Origin of the sequence: Streptomyces sp. NPDC023723 (assembly GCF_040639815.1) — a bacterium.
In the GTDB taxonomy this organism is placed as follows: Bacteria; Actinomycetota; Actinomycetes; order Streptomycetales; family Streptomycetaceae; genus Streptomyces.
Window position 1 is genome coordinate 50335 of record NZ_JBFAAP010000021.1, and the last position, 20271, is coordinate 70605.

General features: G+C 74.6%; 17 protein-coding genes and 2 pseudogenes. 11 read left to right on the forward strand and 8 right to left on the reverse strand.

Going from position 1 to position 20271, the window contains the following annotated elements:
* Positions 1-148: 148 nt before the first annotated feature.
* Positions 149-943, reverse strand: coding sequence for an ABC transporter permease (locus AB0G32_RS22090; protein ID WP_361165703.1), 795 nt, complete (start codon positions 941-943; stop codon positions 149-151).
* Positions 940-1890, reverse strand: a complete 951-nt coding sequence (locus AB0G32_RS22095) for an ATP-binding cassette domain-containing protein (protein WP_361165706.1) — start codon at positions 1888-1890, stop codon at positions 940-942. Before AB0G32_RS22095 ends, AB0G32_RS22090 begins: the two co-directional genes overlap by 4 nt.
* A gap of 63 nt (positions 1891-1953) precedes the next feature.
* Between AB0G32_RS22095 and AB0G32_RS22100 the strand changes: the two genes are divergently transcribed.
* The gene (locus tag AB0G32_RS22100) at positions 1954-2658 is read left to right on the forward strand and encodes a TetR/AcrR family transcriptional regulator (protein ID WP_361165709.1); all 705 of its coding nucleotides are present in this window, start codon (positions 1954-1956) and stop codon (positions 2656-2658) included.
* A 58-nt stretch (positions 2659-2716) separates the two neighbouring features.
* Here the strand turns inward: AB0G32_RS22100 and AB0G32_RS22105 are convergent, their stop codons facing one another.
* The 3 genes from AB0G32_RS22105 to hmgA form a co-directional block, all read right to left on the reverse strand.
* On the reverse strand, positions 2717-3874 hold the full coding sequence (locus AB0G32_RS22105) for a type ISP restriction/modification enzyme (protein ID WP_361165712.1): 1158 nt from the start codon (positions 3872-3874) through the stop codon (positions 2717-2719).
* Positions 3875-3896: 22 nt separating this feature from the next.
* Entirely contained in the window at positions 3897-4646 is a 750-nt protein-coding gene (locus AB0G32_RS22110) for a GntR family transcriptional regulator (protein WP_361165715.1), read from the reverse strand.
* A gap of 116 nt (positions 4647-4762) precedes the next feature.
* Positions 4763-6082, reverse strand: coding sequence for a homogentisate 1,2-dioxygenase (hmgA, locus tag AB0G32_RS22115; protein ID WP_361165718.1), 1320 nt, complete (start codon positions 6080-6082; stop codon positions 4763-4765).
* 185 nt (positions 6083-6267) lie between these two features.
* On the opposite strand from hmgA, the gene AB0G32_RS22120 reads away from it, so the two are divergent.
* Both AB0G32_RS22120 and AB0G32_RS22125 read left to right on the forward strand, forming a co-directional pair.
* On the forward strand, positions 6268-7005 hold the full coding sequence (locus tag AB0G32_RS22120) for a hypothetical protein (RefSeq protein ID WP_361165720.1): 738 nt from the start codon (positions 6268-6270) through the stop codon (positions 7003-7005).
* Entirely contained in the window at positions 7002-7619 is a 618-nt protein-coding gene (locus AB0G32_RS22125; protein ID WP_361165723.1) for a TetR/AcrR family transcriptional regulator, read from the forward strand. The genes AB0G32_RS22120 and AB0G32_RS22125 overlap by 4 nt, the downstream gene beginning before the upstream one ends.
* A 14-nt stretch (positions 7620-7633) precedes the next feature.
* On the opposite strand, the pseudogene AB0G32_RS22130 reads toward AB0G32_RS22125, so the two are convergent.
* Positions 7634-7747 (reverse strand): annotated as a pseudogene (locus AB0G32_RS22130) (short-chain dehydrogenase); the annotation flags it as partial.
* On the opposite strand from AB0G32_RS22130, the pseudogene AB0G32_RS22135 reads away from it, so the two are divergent.
* The 8 genes and pseudogenes from AB0G32_RS22135 to AB0G32_RS22170 all read left to right on the forward strand — a co-directional run.
* Positions 7731-8279: pseudogene (locus AB0G32_RS22135) on the forward strand (transcriptional regulator); the annotation flags it as partial. The pseudogenes AB0G32_RS22130 and AB0G32_RS22135 sit on opposite strands and share 17 nt — an antisense overlap.
* 224 nt (positions 8280-8503) lie before the next feature.
* Positions 8504-10804 carry a molybdopterin oxidoreductase family protein gene (locus AB0G32_RS22140; RefSeq protein WP_361165726.1) on the forward strand — a complete coding sequence of 767 codons (2301 nt, stop codon included), beginning with the start codon at positions 8504-8506 and terminating at the stop codon, positions 10802-10804.
* Between the two features lie 139 nt (positions 10805-10943).
* Positions 10944-12341 (forward strand): citrate:proton symporter, encoded by a 1398-nt coding sequence (locus AB0G32_RS22145; protein ID WP_361165729.1) that lies wholly within the window; start codon positions 10944-10946, stop codon positions 12339-12341.
* A gap of 29 nt (positions 12342-12370) precedes the next feature.
* The gene (locus AB0G32_RS22150) at positions 12371-13594 is read left to right on the forward strand and encodes an MFS transporter (RefSeq protein ID WP_361165732.1); all 1224 of its coding nucleotides are present in this window, start codon (positions 12371-12373) and stop codon (positions 13592-13594) included.
* A 184-nt stretch (positions 13595-13778) separates the two neighbouring features.
* Positions 13779-15110 carry an ABC transporter ATP-binding protein gene (locus tag AB0G32_RS22155; protein WP_361165735.1) on the forward strand — a complete coding sequence of 444 codons (1332 nt, stop codon included), beginning with the start codon at positions 13779-13781 and terminating at the stop codon, positions 15108-15110.
* Between the two features lie 21 nt (positions 15111-15131).
* On the forward strand, positions 15132-15593 hold the full coding sequence (locus tag AB0G32_RS22160; RefSeq protein ID WP_361165738.1) for a DUF3574 domain-containing protein: 462 nt from the start codon (positions 15132-15134) through the stop codon (positions 15591-15593).
* A 142-nt stretch (positions 15594-15735) separates the two neighbouring features.
* Positions 15736-17124 carry an aldehyde dehydrogenase family protein gene (locus AB0G32_RS22165; RefSeq protein ID WP_361165741.1) on the forward strand — a complete coding sequence of 463 codons (1389 nt, stop codon included), beginning with the start codon at positions 15736-15738 and terminating at the stop codon, positions 17122-17124.
* A gap of 52 nt (positions 17125-17176) precedes the next feature.
* Positions 17177-18262 (forward strand): zinc-binding dehydrogenase, encoded by a 1086-nt coding sequence (locus tag AB0G32_RS22170; RefSeq protein WP_361165744.1) that lies wholly within the window; start codon positions 17177-17179, stop codon positions 18260-18262.
* A 107-nt stretch (positions 18263-18369) separates the two neighbouring features.
* Here AB0G32_RS22170 and AB0G32_RS22175 read toward each other — a convergent pair whose 3' ends face one another.
* A complete protein-coding gene (locus AB0G32_RS22175) occupies positions 18370-19332 on the reverse strand; it encodes a DMT family transporter (RefSeq protein WP_361165900.1) in 963 nt (320 codons plus the stop codon).
* A gap of 184 nt (positions 19333-19516) precedes the next feature.
* Positions 19517-20230, reverse strand: a complete 714-nt coding sequence (locus tag AB0G32_RS22180; RefSeq protein ID WP_361165747.1) for a winged helix-turn-helix domain-containing protein — start codon at positions 20228-20230, stop codon at positions 19517-19519.
* Positions 20231-20271: the final 41 nt, after the last annotated feature.

A 20271-nucleotide genomic window follows, 5' to 3' on the forward strand; every position in this document is an offset into this window, starting at 1 on the left:
TCCGGCGTCACGCCGCGCACCCGTTGTCCGCCATCCCCACGGCACGCGGTGACGCCCCGGTGCGGTCCCGAGCGCGGGCACTCCCGTTTTCCCTCCCACCCACTGGTTCCTGAAGCGGACCGGCCGGTCCTGGCCCGACGCGAACGGTTCAGCGCTCGCCGTGCGCGTACCGGCGTACGGCGAGCGGGACGAAGACCGCCAGCAGGACCGCGCACCAGAGCAGCGACCCCGCCACCGGGTGGGCCACCGGCCAGGCGGCGCCCGCCGGTACGGGGGCGTTGCCGAACAGGTCCCGCAGGGCCGTCGTCACCGCGCTGATCGGGTTCCACTCGGCGACCGTGCGCAGCCAGCCCGGCAGCCCCTCGGTCGGGATGTAGGCGCTGGACAGCAGCGGCAGCAGGAAGGTCGCGCCGCCGAGCTGGCCGGCCGCCTCCTCGCTGCGGGTGAGCAGGCCGAGGAAGATCCCGGCCCACACGCACGCGAACCGGAACAGCAGCAACAGCGCCAGCGCCCCCGCCGCGCCGAGCGCGCTGCCCTCCACCCGCCAGCCCACCGCGAGCCCCACCAGCAGGAACGGCACCGTACCGGCCGCCGTCAGCGTCAGGTCCGCGACCGCCTGGGCGAGCGGCACCGCCGCCCGGTTCACCGGCAGCGTCCGCAGCCGGTCGGTGACGCCCCGGTGGGTGTCCTGGGCCGCCTGGAACATGCCGGTCATGATCCCGCCCGCCGCCGTGGCCACCAGCAGCCCCGGCACCAGGAACGCCCGGTACCGCGCCCCCGGCATCGCCAGCGCGCTGCCGAAGACGTACCCGAAGAACAGCAGCATCGAGACCGGCATCGTCTGGGTGAGGATCAGCAGCCCGGGGTTGTTCCGCGCCCGCCGCAGCTGCCGGCCCAGCAGCGCGGTGCCGTCGTGCGCCAGGCCGTGCGCCAGGGTGCTCATGCCGCGAACTCCTTGTCGGTGGCGCCGGTCAGGCGCAGGAAGACGTCGTCCAGGGTGGGCGGGCTGAGGCTCGCGTCGGCCAGCGGCACGCCTGCCGCGTCCAGCGCCCGCACCAGCCGGGGCAGGGTCAGCGCCGGGTCGGTGCTGACCGCGCCGACGGCCAGCCGCTCGTGGTCCAGGACCGGTTCGGCGCCGGTGAGGCGGCCGAGGACGGCGGTCGCCGGGGCCAGCGCGTCCGGGTGCGTGACGACCGCCGCCGCGCGCGCCCCGACCAGCGCCTTCAGCTCGGCGGGCGACCCGGTGCGGGCCACCCGGCCCCGGTCCATCAGCACGATGTCGTCGGCGAGCCGGTCGGCCTCCTCCAGGTACTGCGTGGTCAGCAGCACCGTCGTGCCCTCGGCCCGCAGCGCCCGCACCGCCTCCCAGATGCGGTTGCGGCTGACCGGGTCGAGGCCGGTGGTCGGCTCGTCCAGGAACAGCACGTCGGGGCGGCGGACCAGGCTCGCCGCCAGGTCGAGGCGGCGGCGCAGACCGCCCGACCAGGTGGACACCGGCCGGTCGGCGGCCCCGGTCAGCCCGAACCGCTCCAGCAGCTCACCGGCCCGGCCGGCCGCGTCCCGCACCCGGTGCAGCCGGGCGAACAGCCGCAGGTTCTCCCGCCCGGTCAGATCCCCGTCGACCGACGCGTCCTGCCCGGTGACGCCGATCCGGCGCCGTACCGCCGCCGCCTCGCGCACCAGGTCGTGGCCGGCGATCCGGGCCGACCCGGCGTCCGGGCGCAGCAGCGTGGTCAGCAGCCGCACCGCCGTCGTCTTCCCCGCCCCGTTCGGCCCGAGCAGGCCGCACACCGTGCCCTCGGCCACCGCGAGATCCAGCCCGCGCAGCGCGCGCACCTCGCCGAAGCGCTTCTCCAGATCTTCACTAAGTACAGCGTACGTAGAAGCCATGTGCCGACCATAGCGCACTACGTACGCTGTACGTAACTAGGATGGTGACCGAGGTGATGATCGATGGCGGGCCGAGCGGCCGAACCCCAAGTGATCTGGGCGCGCCCGGAGCGCACCGGCCGAGGACCGCGGCCCGGTTTCACCCGCGCCGACATCGCGGCCGCCGCGGTACGGCTCGCGGACGCCGGGGGAGTGGACGCGGTCTCCATGCGGCACGTCGCGGCCGAGCTGGGCTGCGGCACCATGTCGCTGTACAACTACGTCCCCCGCAAGGAGGACCTCCACGAGCTGATGGTGGACGCCGTCAGCGGCGAGCACGCGCCGTGGGAGCCGACGGGCGACTGGCGGGCCGACATGTTCCGCGTGGCCCGCGACACCCGGGCCCTGATGCACGCCCACCCCTGGCTGCCGCGCCTGATGTCCCCGGTCTACGGCTTCAGCCCCAACGCCCTGCGCTACCTGGAGCACTGCCTGGCCTGCCTGGACCCGCTGGACGCGCCCTACGGCACCAAGTTGCAGCTGATCGCGCTGGTGAACGGCGTGGTGACGACGTATGTGAGCAACGAGCTGGCCACCGCCGAGCGGACCCGCTCGCTGCCCTGGTCGGCGGCGCAGGAGCAGCACGCGCGGATCTCCTACCTCGGCTCGCGACTCGCCGGCGGCGGCTATCCCCGGCTCGCGGCGGCCTTCACCGAGGACGCGGGCCCGATCGACCTGGAGGCGGTGTTCGAGGAGGCGCTGCGGCGGGTGCTCAACGGGTTCGGGTGAGCCGCCCAGTTCTGCCCGGTTCTGCGCGGGCGCGCCGACCGCCGGTTCGGGCAGCGCCTCACAGCAGGGCCAACTGCCCCTCGGGGCCCTCTTCGCGGCGGTCCAGTACGGAGGCCGGGGCGCGGGCCGGGCGGGGGACCGGGAGGACGCCGGCCTCGCGGAGTTCGGCGGCGGTGACCGGGTCCGGCACCGTGAAGGCGGCCCGTTCCGCGCGGACTTCGGCCAGCAGCGCCAGGACCGTGATCAGTTCGAGCAGTTCCGAGGTCCAGGTCTGCGGCCAGCCGGCCGGGCGGATCGCGGCCAGCGTGCCCGGCTCGCCCTCGGCGGTGCGCGCCGCGAACCACTGCTCCAGCACCCGTTCGCCGCCCGCCGTGAACTCCCAGGCGTCCGGCGGCACCGGGGAGATCCGGCCCTCGTCGAGGTGCAGGACCTCCTCGTCGCGGTCGTAGCGCAGGGTCAGCGGGCGCGGCGGCAGCGGGGCGCGGACGTACGGGCGGCGGCCGCCGGGGAGTTTGGGCCGCTCGCCGTCGCGGCGCAGCAGCCACAGCGCGCGCCGGCCCAGCCGCACGCCGTGCTGCCAGCGGGCGGGGTCCGAGGTCAGCGGAACGGCCAGGTCGTCCTCGCGGACCGCCGTCACGATCCAGGCCAGCATGTCCAGCGGCGCGGGGCGGCTGCCCAGCCGGGCGGTCAGGTGGTCCAGCAGGCCCGGGGCCAGGTTCGGTTCGGTGCCGCCGGGGCGGCGGTAGAGCGGACGGATCCGGCCGGGGCCGAACAGCGGGAGCAGCGAGGTGGCCAGCAGCCCGCCCGGGGTGCCGGGCGACTCGACGGCGAACACCTGCCGCGTGTCCGCCACCCGCCACAGCTCGGGGCGGGCCGCGTCGATCAGCCGGTGGTCGGGGATCAGCCACTGCTCGTCGAAGGGCGCGCGCAGCACCCGCACCGGTTCCGGACACGGCCCCGAAGCCCGCGCCAGCCGCCCGGTGCCCGCCGCGACCCCCGGCAACTGCCCGACCGCCGTCCGCGGCGACCGCGACCGGGTCGGCTCGAACAGGGCCGCGCGGTCCGGCCCCTCGGCCTTCAGCAGCGCGTCCCAACGGGCCTTCAGGGACGCCGGGTCGGGCGCCGTCGGCCACCCCCGGCCGAGCCGGAGCGGTGCGACGGACCACGGCATGAGGTCCGCCAGCGGCGGAGCGTCGTCGTGCGTCACGCTGGGCATCGTACGACGGACCCGCCCGGCCTCAGGTGGCGTCCAGCGTGACGCCGAACGAGAAACGGTCGCCCCGGTAGTGGATGACCGCCACGTCCAGCACCCGTCCCGCCGGGTCCCGGGTGATACCCGTGTAGTGCAGGATCGGGCTGAGCAGCGGGACGTTGAGCAGCCGGGCCGTCTCCGGGTCCGCGAGCCGCGCCTCCACCGTGTCCGTGATCCGGCCGACCGCCACCCCCACCACGTCCCGCAGCACCTTCGTCATCGGCAGCCGGGTGAGGTCGTCGGGGTCGATCCGGGCGGCGAGTTCGGGCCGGACCCAGTTGCGGGCGTGGTTGGTCGGCTCGCCCGTCTCCGCGTCCCCGCGCAGCCGGTGGTACGTCGCGACCTCCGTCAGGTCCGGGAACCAGTCGCCGAACCCGGCGGGCACCGGCCCGCTGCCGTGTGCCAGCAGCTCGCTGCGCATCCCCGACTGCTGGGCCACGATCGCGTCCACCGAGCCGAGCAGCCGCACCGGAGCGGCCCGCGCCACCTGCGGCTCGATGAAGGTGCCGCGCCGCCGGTGCCGGGTGATCAGCCCCTCCTCCTCCAGCTCCTTCAGCGCCTGCCGCATGGTGAGCACGCTGACGCCGTAGTGCCCGGCGAGCCGTTCCTCGGTGGGCAGGCGGAGCGGGTCGTGCGGCGCGCGGCCGAGTATGGAGGCGCGCAGCGACTGCGACACCTGGTACCACAGCGGCAGCTTGCGGTTCAGGACCAGGGAGTCCGGGGCGAAGGCGGTCACGGGTGTTGTCTCGGGAGTCGTTTCGGGAGCCGTCTCAGGTGCCGTCTCGGGAGTCGTTTCGGGTGTCGCCCCGGGTGTGGTTTCGGGTGACGCCTCGGGTGTGGTTTCGGGTGTCGTCATGGGCGGAAGTGACGTTCGAGGCCCCGCCACACGTCGTCGTAGCCCTGTTGCAGCTGCGGTGCCCCGGCCGCCGCGGGCGTCAGGGTCACCGGCCACCGCGTCTCGAACATGAACGCCAGCCCGTCGTCGACCTTCTGCGGCCGCAGCTCGGCGGCGCTGGCCCGGTCGAAGGTCTCCCGGTCCGGGCCGTGCGCCGACATCATGGGGTGCAGCGAGCCGCCGCCCGGCACGAACCCTCCCGCACCGGCGGACTTCGCGTCGTAGGCGCCCTCGATCAGCCCCATGTACTCGCTCATCACGTTCCGGTGGAAGTACGGCGGCCGGAAGGTGTCCTCGCCCACCAGCCAGCGCGGCACGAAGGCCACGAAGTCGACGCCCGCCAGGCCGGGGGTGTCGGACGGCGAGGTGAGCACGGTGAAGACCGACGGGTCGGGATGGTCGTAGGAGATCGACCCGAGGGCGTTGAAGCGGCGCAGGTCGTAGACGTACGGGACCAGGTTGCCGTGCCAGGCGACGACGTCCAGCGGGGAGTGGTCGTAGCCGGCCGTCCAGAGGTTGCCGCAGAACTTGTTCACCACCTCCACCCGGCCCTCGACGTCCTCGTGGGCGGCCACCGGGGCGTGGAAGTCCCGGGCGTTCGCCAGGCCGTTGGCGCCGATCGGGCCGAGGTCGGGGAGGCGGAAGGGGGCGCCGTAGTTCTCGCAGACGTAGCCGCGGGCGGTGGCGTCCAGCAGCTCCACCCGGAAGCGGACGCCGCGCGGGAGCAGCGCCACCTGGCCCGGCTCGGCGGCCAGCACCCCGAACTCGGTGCGCAGCAGCAGACCGCCGCGCTCCGGGACGATCAGCAGCTCGCCGTCGGCGTCGCTGAAGACCCGGTCCATGTCGGCGGTGGCGTGGTAGAGGTGCACCGCCATGCCGGTGCGCTGGGTCGCGTCGCCGTTGCCGCCGAGGGTCCACAGGCCGGCCAGGAAGTCGGTGCCGGCGGGCGGCGCGGGCAGCGGGTCCCAGCGCAGCCGGTTGGGATCGGGCACGGACTCGGTGAACGGCGCGGTGCGCAGCGCGCCGTTGTCCGCGCGGGTGAACGCCGGGTGCGCGGCGGAGGGGCGGACGCGGTACAGCCACGAGCGGCGGTTGTGCGCTCGCGGTTCGGTGAACGCCGTGCCGCTGAGCTGCTCCGCGTACAGGCCGAGCGGGGCGCGCTGCGGCGAGTTCCGGCCCTCGGGCAGGGCGCCCGGCACGGCCTCGGAGCTGTGTTCGTTGCCGAATCCCGACAGGTAGGACAGTCCCGCCGCGGTCTTTCGCGTGTCCGCGCCCATGGTCGCTCCCTCGCAGGTCCGTCGCGAGCCGATGCCGGTGCTTCGATTCCTGTGCAGAACCATAGGATTGCGGTCACCGGTGCGCAAGAGGTCCCGCGCGGCCGCCGGGGCCGGCGCAGAGGATGACCGGAACCCGTCCTCCCGGGGGATTCGGCCGGTCGGACTCGTGTTCTACGCTCGCGGACATGTCGTGGACGCGGAGCAGTTTCGCCGCGCTCGCGGTCTGTGTCCTGCTGCTGACCGGATCCGTGAGCTGCGGGACCAGTGGGAAGGACGGACCGGACCGGCCGGTGGCGACCGCGTCGGCGGGCCGGCTCCTCGACGACACCGACGAGGACGGCCGGCGGCTGCGCGAGGTCGACCGCGAGCACGCCCCGGAGGTCGGCATCGAGGTGCAGCCGGAGGCCGACGGCGACTGGCGGGTACGGCTCACCGTCCGGAGCTTCCGCTTCTCGCCCGCCGGCACCCCGGCCACGGCGGCGGCCGGCCGGGGACTGGCGTACCTCTACGTCGACGGCGAACTCGTCAGCCGGCTGCGCACCCCCGGCCACCGCCTCGCCGCCCGCCTCGTCCCGCGCGGCACCCACCACGTCACCGCCCGCCTGTACGCCGACGACGGCACGGTGTGGGCCGTGGACGGCAAACCCGTCGAGAACACGGCGGACATCACGGCGTCGGACCCGGCGGACACGACGACGGCGGACCCGGCGACGGCGGACCCGGCCGGCACGACTACGGCGGACCCGGCGGGAGCCCTGGGCGGCGTGGCGGTGGCGGGCGTGGGTGGCGTGACGGTGGTGGGCTCGGTGGCGGGCGTGGGGGGTGTGACGGTGGCAGGCGCGAGCGGCGCGACGGCGGCCCCGGTGGCGGATGCGGCCGGCACGGCCCCCGGTGCGCCGGGCGACGGCGAGCGGGCATCATGAACGGCGTGCCCCCCGCGACCCCGCTCCGCCGCGCCCCCGTCCAGCGGCGCAGTGCCGAACGCCTGACCCGGATCCTCGACGCCTGCGCCGACCTCCTCGACGAGGTCGGCTACGAGGCGCTGAGCACCCGCGCCGTGGCCGAGCGGGCCGGCGTCCCGATCGGCTCGGTGTACCGCTTCTTCGGCAACAAGCGGCAGATGGCCGACGCGCTGGCGCAGCGCAACCTGGAACGCTTCACGCGACGTGTGGCCGAACGGCTGGAGCGGGCCGGCGACGGCGGCTGGCGCACGGCGCTGGACACGGTCCTCGACGAGTACCTCGCGATGAAGCGCACCGCGCCCGGCTTCTCGCTGGTCGACTTCGGCAACCAGATACCGGTCGGCGACCGCCAGGCCGCGCCCAACCACCGCGTCGCCGACCGCCTCACCGACCTGCTGGCCGGCTCACTCGGCCGCCGCCCCGACGACGATCTGCGGCGGGTCTTCCTGATCGCCGTGGAGACCGCCGACACCCTGGTCCAGCTCGCCTTCCGGGTCGCGCCGGACGGCGACCAGAAGATCATCGACGAGGCGCGGGAACTGCTGCGGGCCTATCTGGGCCGCGTACTCGACTGACGGTCACCCCGCCGTCACCACGGTACGGGCGTCCCGTCCCAGGAGAAGAACGCGCCGGACGGCCCGTCGTCCGGCAGCAGCGCCAGCCGTACGGCGCCCGCGGCGGCCTCGGCCGGATCGCCGCCCGCCACCGGCGCGGTCCGGCGGGTGCGCCCGCACGTGGCCGGGATGCTGGAGCGGCTGCCGGGGACCGGCGCGGTCGTCACCGACGCCGCCTACGACGTCGTCGCCTGGAACCCGCTGGCCCGCGCCCTGCTCGGAGCCGGCCCCGGACGACGTACGCCGAACCTGGCCCGGCGCCGCTTCCTCGGCGAGCGGCCGGGGTACGAGAGTTCCAGCCACGAGGAGTTCGGGCGGATCGTGGTGGGGCGGCTGCGCCGGTCCGCCGACCGCTACCCGCACGACCCCCGGCTCGCCGCGCTGCTGGCCGAACTGCGGGCCGGCAGCGCGGAGTTCCGCGAGCTCTGGGAGACCCGGCCGGTGCACGCGCCCGGCCACCGCACCAAGACCCTCGACCACCCGGCGGCGGGCCGGCTCCGGCTCAACTGCGACGTCCTCCTCGTCCCGGAGGACGACCAGGAGGTCGTCCTGCTCACGGCCGACCCGGGGTCCCCGTCGGCCCGGACCCTGGACCGGCTGGCCGCGACGGTCACCGGGTAGCCGGCGGCCGGGACCTGGACGTGGACCCGTACCTGGACTGGCCCTGGACCGGCTGGTCGCCACCGCCACGCCACCGCCACCGGTTGGCCGTCCGCCGGGGTTCGCGGACCGTTCCGGTGCCGTTCCCCGTCACCCCCTCCCCGGCATGCGTACCGGTCGGTATGCTCGGGGCCGGTCCCATGCTCCACGTCCGTGCGCCACCGCCGTCGCCTCCGGGAGGACCCGTGACCCGCACCGCCCTGCGCATCTGCCCCCTGTGCGAGGCCACCTGCGGCCTGACCCTGACCCTGGACGGCACCCGCGTCACCGCTGCCCGCGGTGACCGCGACGACGTCTTCAGCCGCGGCTTCATCTGCCCCAAGGGTGCCTCCTTCGGCGCCCTCGACGCCGATCCGGACCGGCTCCGGGCGCCCCTGGTGCGGCGTGACGGCGAACTGCGCGAGGCGAGCTGGGCGGAGGCGTTCGCCGCGGTCGCCGACGGCATCCGGCCGCTGCTGGCGCGGTACGGTCCGGCGGCCGTCGGCGTCGTCCTCGGCAACCCCAACGTGCACACCGTGGCCGGCGCCCTCTACCCGTCCCTGCTCATCGGCGCCCTCGGCACCCGCAACGTCTTCACCGCCTCCACGCTCGACCAGATGCCCAAGCACGTCTCCAGCGGACTGCTCTTCGGCGACGCCAACGCGATCCCGGTGCCCGACCTCGACCGCACCGACCACCTCCTGCTCATCGGCGCCAACCCGGTCGAGTCCAACGGCAGTCTGTGCACCGCCCCCGACTTCCCGGGCCGGCTCAAGGCGCTCAGGGCGCGCGGCGGCACCCTCACCGTCGTCGACCCGCGCCGCACCCGTACCGCGAAGCTCGCCGACCGGCACGTCGCGATCCGCCCCGGCACCGACGCGCTGCTGCTGGCGGCCGTCGCCCACGTGCTGTTCGAGGAGGGGCTGACCGATCTCGGCGCACTCGCCCCGCAGGTCGAGGGCGTCCCCGAACTCCGCGCCGAACTGCGCGACTTCACCCCCGAGGCCGTCGCCCCCGGCTGCGACGTGGCGGCCGGCACGATCCGCGCCCTCGCCCGTGAGCTCGCCGCCGCTCGCACCGCCGCCGTCTACGCCCGCATCGGCAGCTGCACGGTGGCCCACGGCACCCTGGCCAGTTGGCTGGTCGACGTCCTCAACGTGCTCACCGGCAACCTCGACCGGCCCGGCGGCGCGCTCTTCCCGCAGGCCGCCACCGCGCCCACGCCGCGCCCCGCCGGACCGGGCCGCGGCTTCGCGCTCGGCCGCTGGCACTCCCGGGTGAGCGGACACCCGGAGGCCAAGGGCGAACTGCCGCTGGCCGCCCTCGCCGAGGAGATCGACACCGCCACCGCCGCGGAGACCGGCACTGCCGCCGATGAGGAGAACGGCACCGCCGGCACCACGGCGGTGGACACCGCCGCCGGGGGCGGACCGCTGCGCGTGCTCGTCGCCGTCGCCGCCAACCCCGTGCTGTCCGCACCCGACGGCGACCGCCTCGACAAGGCCCTGGCCGGTCTCGACTTCATGGTCAGCGTCGACCCGTACCTCAACGAGACCTCCCGGCACGCGCACGTCGTCCTGCCGCCGCCCCCGCCCGCGCAGAGCCCGCACCACGACTTCGCCCTGAACACCCTCGCCGTCCGCGACCAGGTCCGCTACACCCGCCCCGCCGTCCCGCTGGAACCCGGCCGGATGGCCGAGACCGAGATCATGGCCCGGCTGATCCTCGCCGTCACCGGCACCGGCGGGACCGACCCGGCCGTCGTGGACGACCTGGCGATCGCCCAGACCCTCGGCAAGGCGGTGCGCACACCGCACTCCCCGGTGCACGGCCGCGACCCGGGCGAGCTGACCGCACGGCTCACCGGCGCGGACGGCCCCGAGCGCCGGCTCGACCTCATGCTGCGCCTCGGCCCCTACGGCGACGGGTTCGGCGTACGCCCCGACGGGCTGACCCTGGACAAGCTGCTCGCCCACCCGCACGGCATCGACCTCGGCCCGCTGCGCCCGCGCCTGCCGCAGCCGCTGAGGACCCGCAGCGGCAAGGTCGAGCTGCTGCCCGGCCCGATCGCCGCCGACCTGCCCCGGCTGCGCCGGGCGCTGGCCGACCGCCCCGCCGGACTGCTCCTGGTCGGCCGCCGCCACCTGCGCTCCAACAACAGCTGGATGCACAACATCCCGGCCCTGACCGGCGGTTCCAACCGCTGCACCCTGCACCTCCACCCCGTCGACGCCGAACGGCTCGGCATAGGCGACGGAACGGCGGTGCGGGTCAAGGGCGCCGGCGGCGAGGTGACCGTGGCCGCCGAGGTCACCGACGCCGTACGGCCGGGTGTGGTGAGCCTGCCGCACGGCTGGGGCCACGACCGCCCCGGCACCCGCCTCAGCCATGCCGCGACCGACCCCGGGGTCAACGTCAACCAGCTCCTCGACGGCCGCCTGCTCGACCCGCTGTCCGGCAACGCGGTCCTCAACGGCGTCCCCGTCGAGCTGAGTCCGATCTCATGAGCCCCGACCCCGTGACCAGGAGTTTTGCGCTTATTGCTCGCGTGTCAACATCTTGTTAACGCCGTCGGAGGGCACCTAACGTCATCGCACCGCCGGTCCCGGGTGGGATGTTCAAAGGCGAACGTTAGGTACTCAACTCATGCTGACCATCCTCGGCTTCGCCATGATCGCGACCTTCCTGGTCCTGATCATGCTGAAGAAGATGTCGCCGATCGCGGCGCTCGTGCTGATCCCCGCGCTGTTCTGCGTGCTCGTCGGCAAGGGCGCCCACCTCGGTGACTACGTCATCGACGGCGTCTCCAGCCTCGCCCCCACCGCGGCGATGCTGATGTTCGCGATCGTCTACTTCGGCGTGATGATCGACGTCGGACTGTTCGACCCGATCGTCCGGGCCATCCTGCGGTTCTGCCGGGCCGACCCGATGCGGATCGTCGTCGGCACCGCGCTGCTCGCCGCGATCGTCTCCCTGGACGGTGACGGCTCCACCACCTTCATGATCACCGTCTCGGCGATGTACCCGCTGTACAAGCGGCTGAAGATGAGCCTGGTGGTGCTGACCGGCGTGGCCGCGATGGCCAACGGCGTGATGAACACGCTGCCCTGGGGCGGCCCCACCGCCCGCGCCGCCACCGCGCTCAAGGTCGACGCCACCGACATCTTCGTCCCGATGATCCCGGCCCTCGCGGCCGGCCTGCTCTTCGTCCTCGTCCTCGCCTACGTCCTCGGCGTGCGCGAACGCCGCCGGCTCGGCACCCTCACCCTGGACGAGGTCCTGGTGGAGGAGAAGGAGCGCGAAAAGGAGCAGGCGAAGGAGCGGGAGCCGGTGCTGGTCGGGGCCGCCGGCGCCCCGGCCGCGGAGGTCCGCGGCGGTGGCTCCACCGGGGGCGCCGACGGCTTCCAGGGCCTCGACCCGGACCGCCCCACCCTGCGCCCCGGGCTGTACTGGTTCAACGCGCTGCTCACCGTCGCCCTGCTGACCGCCATGATCATGGAACTGATGCCGATCCCGGTGCTGTTCCTGCTCGGCGCCGCCCTCGCGCTCACCGTCAACTTCCCGCACATGCCGGACCAGAAGGCCCGCATCGCCGCGCACGCCGACAACGTCCTCAACGTCTCCGGCATGGTCTTCGCCGCCGCCGTGTTCACCGGCGTCCTCACCGGCACCGGCATGGTCGACCACATGGCCGACTGGCTGGTCGGCGCCGTCCCCGACGCCTTGGGTCCGCACATGGCCCTGGTCACCGGCGTCCTCAGCCTGCCGCTCACCTACTTCATGTCCAACGACGGCTTCTACTTCGGCGTGCTGCCGGTGCTCGCCGAGGCGGGCCAGGCGCACGGGGTCTCCACCCTCGAGATCGCCCGCGCCTCCATCGTCGGCCAGCCGCTGCACATGTCCAGCCCGCTGGTCCCCGCCGTCTACGTGCTGGTCGGCATGGCGAAGGTCGAGTTCGGCGACCACACCCGGTTCGTCGTGAAGTGGGCGGCCCTGACCTGCCTGGCCGTGCTCGGGGCGGGCATCCTGTTCGGCATCATCTGAATCGAACGGTTGTGCAGGAGGACATTTTCATGAGGCCCGGTGCGAACCGCCGCTGGCTGCTGCGCCTCGTCATCGCCTTCTCGTTCGCGCAGGCGGCGGTGTCGATGGCCCGGCCCGCCGTCTCGTACCGGGCGCTGGCGCTCGGCGCGGACGAGCGGGCGGTCGGTGTGATCGCCGGTGTGTACGCGCTGCTGCCGCTGTTCGCGGCCGTGCCGCTGGGCCGCCGGACCGACCACGGCCGCTGCGCCCCGCTGCTGCCGGTCGGGGTGGTCCTGATCTCCGGCGGCTGCGCGCTCAGCGGCGCCGCCGGGTCGCTGGCCACGATGGCGCTGGGAAGCGGCGTCATGGGCCTCGGGCACCTGTGCTTCGTGATCGGCGCCCAGTCGCTGGTGGCCCGCCAGTCCGCGCCGCACGAACAGGACCGCAACTTCGGCCACTTCACCATCGGTGCCTCCCTCGGCCAGCTCATCGGCCCGATCGCGGCGGGCGCGGTGATCGACGGCTCCGACATGGCGCACAGCAGCGCGGTGGCCCTGGTGGCGGCGGGCGCGGGCGGCGCGATCGCGCTGACCTCGCTGTGGCGCACAGAGCACCGTACGGCCGGCGAGGCGTCCGCCGCCGCGCCGGGCGCCCGCGTCCCGGTGAGCCGCATCCTGCGCGCCCGGGGCGTGCCCGCGGGCATGCTGATCAGCCTGTCCGTGCTGTCCGCGACCGACATCCTCACCGCGTACCTCCCGGTGGTCGGCGAACACCGGGGCATCGCCCCCTCGGTGGTCGGCGTCCTGCTCAGCCTGCGCGCGGCGGCCACCATCGCCTGCCGGCTGGTGCTGACGCCGCTGCTGCGGCTGCTGGGCCGCACCGCGCTGCTCACGGTCACCTGTCTGCTCGCCGCCCTGCTCTGCGCGGGCGTCGCGCTGCCGCTGCCGGTCTGGGCGCTCGGGCTGGTCCTGGTCGTCCTCGGCTTCTGCCTGGGCGTCGGCCAGCCGCTGTCCATGACCACGGTCGTCCAGGCGGCCCCCGCCGCGGCCCGCTCCACCGCCCTCGCCCTGCGGCTGACCGGCAACCGGCTCGGCCAGGTCGCAGCACCCGCCGCGGCGGGCCTGATCGCGGGCGTCGCGGGCGTCGCCGCGCCCTTCGTGATGCTGGGCGCCCTGCTCCTCCTGTCCTCGGGTGTGGCCCTGCGCGCCCCACGCCCGGCCGCCGCGACGGACGGGCACCGCACTCCCGGCCCCACCCGCTCAGCGACCCGCTGATCCGCGCCGGCGCCGGGCCGCGCGCCCCCGCCGGGCACCACGCCCCGGAACCAAACCATCCACTTTCTCACTATCCGGACCCCACCCCCCAATCCCGCCCGACACCTTCCCCGCCCACCCACATTCCATTAAATTCCCGTGCCCCACCCGCACCACCGCTCAGTGAGCCCCGGGGGCACCCCAGATGACCCGCGCCATCTCCCTGCTCGACGTCAGCAAGACCTACACCCGTGGCGTCCGCGTCGTGGACCACCTCTCCCTGGACATCGCGCCCGGCGAGTTCCTCGTCCTGCTCGGCCCCTCCGGCTGCGGCAAGTCCACCGTGCTGCGCATGATCGCCGGCCTGGAGGAGATCAACGACGGCCGGCTGCTGCTGGACGGCGAGTACGCCAACGACCTGCTCCCCGCCGAGCGCCGGATGGCGATGGTCTTCCAGAACTTCGCCCTCTACCCGAACATGACCACCCGGGGGAACATCGGCTTCCCGCTGCGCGTCGAGAACCCCCAGGCCGACCACCGCCCCCGGGTGGACGCCACCGCCCGCATGCTCGGCATCGAGGACCTGCTCGACCGCTTCCCCGCCCAGCTCTCCGGCGGGGAGCGGCAGCGGGTGGCGATGGGCCGGGCCATCTCCCGCCGCCCCTCCGCCTTCCTGATGGACGAGCCGCTGTCCAACCTCGACGCCAAACTCCGCAACCACCTGCGCGCCGAGATCACCCGGCTCACCCGCCAACTGGGCGTCACCACGGTCTACGTCACCCACGACCAGTCCGAGGCCATGTCGCTCGGCGACCGGGTCGCCGTACTGCGCGGCGGGGTCCTCCAGCAGGTCGACACTCCTCGCCGGGTCTACGCGCTGCCGTCCAACGTCTTCGTCGCCGCGTTCATCGGCACTCCCCGCATCAACCTGCTGCGCGGCCTGGTGCGCGCCCCGCTGGACGGGGCGATGACCATCAGCCTGGGCAAGCAGTATCTGCGGCTGCCCGAACCGCTCACCCGGGACCACCAGTTGCTCCGCGTCCAGCAGGGCCGCGAGATCATCGTCGGTCTGCGTTCGGAGGCCGTCCGGATCGCGCAGCCGGCGGCGGCCCGGCCCGGCGAGGTCCTCCTCACCGGCCTGGTGGAACACGTCGAGTTCCAGGGGCACGAGGCCCTCGTGCACCTCAACACCGGCTCCCGGCCCGCCTTCGTACCGGAGCTGGAGGCGCCGCGGCCCGCCCGGCCGGCCCGGCGCCGGCGCCGCGAGGGCTCGGTCCTGGACCGGCTGCGGGACCGCGCGGGCACCCTGCGGGCCGGACCGGTGGTGCTCCTGGACGACCAGCCGGACGACGGCGACCCGCCGCCCCCCGAGGGCCGGCTCCCCGGCGACCTGATCGTCCGCACCACCCCGGACATCGACCTCCGGCACGGCATGCAGATCCCGCTCCTGGTCGACCTCGCCCACCTGTTCGTCTTCGACCAGCACGGCGAGCGGATCTGCCCGGCCCCGGCGCGGCTGCCCGACCTGGAGGAGTGAGACCCGGTAGACGAAGGGGCCATGAACCGCACCCGGGGCCGTACCGCCCTCGCCACCGCCGCCCTCCTGCTGACCGTCGCCGCACCTGCCGCGTACGCCGCCTTCGACGGCGGGGACACCGCGCCCGCGGCCTCCCTGGCGCCGGCCCGCGGTACCCCGTACGTGCAGACCCAGCTCTTCTTCGGCACCGCCCGCCCGGACGGCGAACCGGCCGTCACCGAGCGGCGGTTCATGGCCTTCGTCGACGCCGAGATCACCCCGGACTTCCCCGCCGGGCTGACCGTGCAGCGCGGCCACGGGCAGTGGCGGGACGCCACCGGCACCGTCGGGAAGGAGCGGTCCTACCAGCTGATCCTGCTGTACCCGGTCGCCGCCGCGCGGACCAGTGACCGCCGGATCGAGGAGATCCGCCGGGTTTACCAGAAGACCTTCGGGCAGGAGTCCGTGGGCCGGGTCGACCTGCGGGGCGACGCCGACTTCTGAGGTGCCGCCCGGCTGTCGCTCCGAGCCGTTCCCGGGCAGGGTGAGCCGTGCCATGGGAGCGGCCCCTGGTGCCAGAAAACTAACAGCGCTAGTTTGGGGCCTGGACGACGGAGACCGCCCGCCCGGAAGGAACGCGAACGCGATGAAGGCACAAGACGGCATGTACATCGACGGAGCCTGGCGGCCCGCCGCGAGCCGGGACACGATCGCGGTCGTGAACCCGGCCGACGAGCAGGTGATCGGCCGGGTCCCGGCCGGGGACGCGCAGGACGTCGACTCCGCCGTGCGGGCCGCCCGCGCCGCCCTCCCGGGCTGGGCCGCCACACCGCCGGCCGAGCGGGGCGCCCGGCTGGCCGCCCTGCGGGACGTCCTGGTGGCCCGCAAGGACGAGATCGCCGAGACGGTCACCGCGGAGCTGGGCGCGCCGCTGAAGTTCTCCCAGGCCGTGCACGCCGCCGCCCCGATCGCGGTGGCCGGCTCCTACGCCGAGCTGGCCACGACGTACGCCTTCGAGGAGAAGGTCGGCAACTCCACCGTGTACCAGGAGCCGGTCGGCGTGGTCGGCGCCATCACTCCCTGGAACTACCCGCTGCACCAGATCGTCGCCAAGGTCGCCCCGGCGCTCGCCGCGGGCTGCACGGTCGTGCTCAAGCCCGCCGAGGACACCCCGCTGGTGGCCCAGCTGTTCGCGGAGGCGGTGCACGAGGCCGGCGTCCCGGCGGGCGTCTTCAACCTGGTCACCGGCCTCGGCCCGGTCGCCGGCCAGGCGCTCGTCGAGCACCCCGGCGTCGACCTGGTCTCCTTCACCGGCTCCACCGCCGTCGGCCGCCGGATCGGCGCCACGGCCGGCGCCGCCGTCAAGCGGGTCGCCCTCGAACTGGGCGGCAAGTCCGCCAACGTCATCCTGCCCAGCGCCGACCTGGCCAAGGCGGTCAACGTCGGCGTCGCCAACGTGATGTCCAACTCCGGCCAGACGTGCAGCGCCTGGACCCGGATGCTGGTCCACCGGGACAGCTACGACGAGGCCGTGGAGCTGGCCGCGGCCGCCGCCGCCAAGTACGGCGACCGGATCGGCCCGGTCGTCAACGACGGGCAGCGCCAGCGGGTGCGCGGCTACATCGAGAAGGGCGTCGCCGAGGGCGCCCGGCTGGTCGCGGGCGGCCCCGACGCCCCGCACGAGCGCGGCTACTACGTCCGGCCCACCGTCTTCGCCGACGTCACCGAGGACATGACCGTCGCCCAGGAGGAGATCTTCGGCCCGGTCCTGACGATCCTGCGCTACGCGGACGAGGACGACGCCCTGCGGATCGCCAACGGCACCGTCTACGGTCTGGCCGGCGCCGTCTGGGCCGGGGACGAGTGGGAGGCGGTCGCCTTCGCCCGCCGGATGGAGACCGGCCAGGTCGACATCAACGGCGGCCGGTTCAACCCGCTCGCCCCGTTCGGCGGTTACAAGCAGTCCGGGGTGGGCCGCGAGCTGGGCCGGCACGGCCTCACCGAGTACCTCCAGACCAAGTCCCTCCAGTTCTGACCCCAGTACCCCAGTACACCAGTACCCCAGTACTAGGAGAGTTGCTTCCGTCATGGCTGTCCGCGCCGCCGTCGTCCCCGCCATCGGCTCCCCGCTGGAGATGACCGAGATCGACCTGCCCGACCCCGGGCCCGGCCAGGTCCGGGTGCGGCTCACCGCCGCCGGGGTCTGCCACTCCGACCTGTCGCTGTCCAACGGCACCATGCGGGTGCCGCTGCCCGCCGTCCTCGGCCACGAGGGCGCCGGTACCGTCGTCTCCGTCGGGCCGGGGGTCCAGGGCCTCGCCCCCGGCGCCGCCGTCGTCCTCAACTGGGCGCCGTCCTGCGGCACCTGCCACGCCTGCTCGCTCGGCGAGGTCTGGCTGTGCGCGAACGCCCTGTCCGGCGCCGCGCGCACGCACGCCCACCGCGCCGACGACGGCACCGCACTGCACCCCGGGCTGAACGTCGCCGCGTTCGCCGAGGAGACGGTCGTCGACGCGTCCTGCGTACTGCCCGCCCCGGACGGCGTCCCGCTCACCGACGCCGCCCTGCTCGGCTGCGCCGTGCTCACCGGCTACGGCGCCGTGCACCACTCGGCGCGGGTGCGCGAGGGCGAGACGGTCGCCGTCTTCGGCGTCGGCGGCGTGGGCCTCGCCGCCCTCCAGGCGGCCCGTATCGCCGGCGCCGCGCGGATCGTCGCGGTCGACGTCTCCCCGGCCAAGGAGGAACTGGCCCGCGCGGCCGGTGCCACCGACTACGTCGTCGCCTCCGACACCACCGCCCGCGAGATCCGCGCCCTCACCGGCAAGCAGGGCGTGGACGTCGCCGTGGAGTGCGTGGGCCGCGCGGTCACCATCCGCACCGCCTGGGAGTCCACCCGGCGCGGCGGCCGCACCACGGTCGTCGGCATCGGCGGCAAGGACCAGCAGGTCACCTTCAACGCCCTGGAGATCTTCCACTGGGGCCGCACCCTCACCGGCTGTGTCTACGGCAACAGCGACCCGGCCCGCGACCTCCCGGTCCTCGCCGACCACGTTCGGGCCGGCCGGCTGGACCTCGCCGCCCTGGTGACCGAACGCATAGCCCTGGACGGCATACCGGCCGCCTTCGACAACATGCTGGCGGGCAAGGGCGGACGCGCGCTGGTCGTCTTCTAGCCCGTCTATCCCGCCTATCCTGCCTATTCCGTCTATCCCACCTGGCTCACCTATCCCACCTGGCTCACCTATCCCACCGGGCTCACCTGGCTCACGGTTCCCCCGGCTCACCGCCGGGCCCGCGCGGGGCTCTCCGGCCGCCGCTCCGCCCCGTCGCGGACAGCGGCGGCCCGTACCCGCGCCCGGGACCGCGACACCGCCACCCCCGCCAGACACAGCACCCCGCCCACCAGCGTGAGCGGACCCGGCACCTCGTCCAGCGCCAGCCACGACATCAGCACGACCAGCGCGGGCACCGCGTACGTGGTCGCGCCCATCCGGCTCGCGGTCGTCCGGGCCAGCGCGTACGCCCACGTCGTGAAGGCCAGCGCGGTCGGGAAGACCCCCAGGTACACCATGTTCAGGGTCGCCGACAGGGGCGCGTCGGCCGCCTGCCGGGCCAGTTGCCCGGCGAACGGCAGACAGACCACGGCCCCGACCGCACAGCCCCACGTCGTCACCTGGAGCGCGCTCGCCCGGCCCAGGGCCGGCTTCTGCGCGACCACCCCGGCGGCGTAGGCCCCGGCGGCCAGCAGACACAGCACCACCCCGAGCACCGAGGCACCGCCCGCGCCCGACATCGACAGCCCCACGGTCACCGCGCCGGCGAACGACACCGCCATCCCGGCCAGCAGCCTGGGCGGCATGACGTCCCCGAGCAGCCGGGCGCCGAGCAGCGCGATGAGGATCGGCCCGACGTTGACGACCAGGGCGGCCGTACCGGCGTCCACCTGCTGTTCGCCCCAGTTGAGGGCGACCATGTAGAAGCCGAACCACAGCACGCCCGATATCGCGATGCCGCGCCAGGCCGACCGGGGCGGCAGCCCCTCCCGCCGCACCAGACAGATCAGGCCCAGTACCACGGCCCCGGACAGCAGCCGGCCGAGCGCCAGCGCGCCCGGCGCGTAGGCGTCGCCCGCACTGCGGATGGAGACGAAGGCGGAGGCCCACAGCACGACGGTGACGGCGGCGGCCCCGGCCGCGAGCAACCGCGGGCGGCCGGACAGTGCGGGGGAGGGAGAGGGGGACATCATGCTCCAGAGGCTAGGAAGAACAGGGCAGGGAACGCTCGCGGTTTTCGGACGGGGGACGGGGGACGGGGGGACGGGACGGGCGGGATGCGCGGACCGCCAGCAGAGCTGCCGGCCCGGACACCCGCAGCCCCGGACATCCGCGCCCCGGACATCCGCGCCCCGGACATCGCCGCCCCAGCGCTCAGCGCAACGCGTCCGTCGCCACGCCCAGCAGCTCCGACAGCGCCCGTTCGCCCGCCGCCGTCACCTGCACCGCCCGCCCGCTGCCGATGCGCACGCACCAGCCCGCGTCCAGGACGTGCCGGCACAGCGCCGCGCCCGCCACCCCGGCGAGATGGGGTCGGCGTTCGGTCCAGTCGAGGCAGGCCCGGGCCAGTGGCCGGCGCCCGCCGCGGACCAGCGCGATGCCGGTCGTGCCGAACCAGGCCAGCCCCGCGTCGGTGAGCGCGAACCCGGTGTCCTGCCGCAGCAGCCCCCGGGAGGTGAGCGCGTCGGTCAGCGCGATCCCGAGCCGCCCGGCCAGATGGTCGTAACAGGTCCGCCCCCGGGCCATCGCCGCCCCGGCGCCCGCCGCGGCCAGCGAACGCGGCCGCCGGGCCACCGCCTCCGGTGCCACCTGCGCGGCCAGGTCCTCCACCAGCTGCGCCACCCGGTCGTCGGCCAGCCGCACGTACCGGTGCCGCCCCTGCCGCTCCTCGGCCAGCAGCCCGCCCGCGACCAGCTTGCCCAGGTGCTCGCTGGCCGTCGACGGCGCGACCCCCGCGTGCCGGGCCAGCTCACCGGCGGTCCACGCCCGCCCGTCGAGCAACGCCAGCAGACAGCCGGCCCGGGTCTCGTCGGCGATCAGCCCGGCCAGCCGCGCGAGCCCGGCCGCACCGGGGTCCTTGGTGGTCATGCGACCAGCATGCGGCACCCGCGGTTCGGCGGACGCCGAAG

What these genes read in the sequence shown, in the direction of transcription:
- AB0G32_RS22150 (WP_361165732.1), top strand. Translation starts at nt 12,371, where the DNA reads ATGAGGCCCGGTGCGAACCGCCGCTGGCTGCTGCGCCTCGTCATCGCC.
- AB0G32_RS22125 (WP_361165723.1), top strand. Translation starts at nt 7,002, where the DNA reads ATGAACGGCGTGCCCCCCGCGACCCCGCTCCGCCGCGCCCCCGTCCAG.
- AB0G32_RS22175 (WP_361165900.1), bottom strand. Translation starts at nt 19,332, where the DNA reads ATGTCCCCCTCTCCCTCCCCCGCACTGTCCGGCCGCCCGCGGTTGCTC.
- AB0G32_RS22160 (WP_361165738.1), top strand. Translation starts at nt 15,132, where the DNA reads ATGAACCGCACCCGGGGCCGTACCGCCCTCGCCACCGCCGCCCTCCTG.
- hmgA (WP_361165718.1), bottom strand. Translation starts at nt 6,082, where the DNA reads ATGGGCGCGGACACGCGAAAGACCGCGGCGGGACTGTCCTACCTGTCG.
- AB0G32_RS22180 (WP_361165747.1), bottom strand. Translation starts at nt 20,230, where the DNA reads ATGACCACCAAGGACCCCGGTGCGGCCGGGCTCGCGCGGCTGGCCGGG.
- AB0G32_RS22155 (WP_361165735.1), top strand. Translation starts at nt 13,779, where the DNA reads ATGACCCGCGCCATCTCCCTGCTCGACGTCAGCAAGACCTACACCCGT.
- AB0G32_RS22095 (WP_361165706.1), bottom strand. Translation starts at nt 1,890, where the DNA reads ATGGCTTCTACGTACGCTGTACTTAGTGAAGATCTGGAGAAGCGCTTC.
- AB0G32_RS22120 (WP_361165720.1), top strand. Translation starts at nt 6,268, where the DNA reads ATGTCGTGGACGCGGAGCAGTTTCGCCGCGCTCGCGGTCTGTGTCCTG.
- AB0G32_RS22165 (WP_361165741.1), top strand. Translation starts at nt 15,736, where the DNA reads ATGAAGGCACAAGACGGCATGTACATCGACGGAGCCTGGCGGCCCGCC.
- AB0G32_RS22170 (WP_361165744.1), top strand. Translation starts at nt 17,177, where the DNA reads ATGGCTGTCCGCGCCGCCGTCGTCCCCGCCATCGGCTCCCCGCTGGAG.
- AB0G32_RS22100 (WP_361165709.1), top strand. Translation starts at nt 1,954, where the DNA reads ATGGCGGGCCGAGCGGCCGAACCCCAAGTGATCTGGGCGCGCCCGGAG.
- AB0G32_RS22105 (WP_361165712.1), bottom strand. Translation starts at nt 3,874, where the DNA reads ATGCCCAGCGTGACGCACGACGACGCTCCGCCGCTGGCGGACCTCATG.
- AB0G32_RS22145 (WP_361165729.1), top strand. Translation starts at nt 10,944, where the DNA reads ATGCTGACCATCCTCGGCTTCGCCATGATCGCGACCTTCCTGGTCCTG.
- AB0G32_RS22090 (WP_361165703.1), bottom strand. Translation starts at nt 943, where the DNA reads ATGAGCACCCTGGCGCACGGCCTGGCGCACGACGGCACCGCGCTGCTG.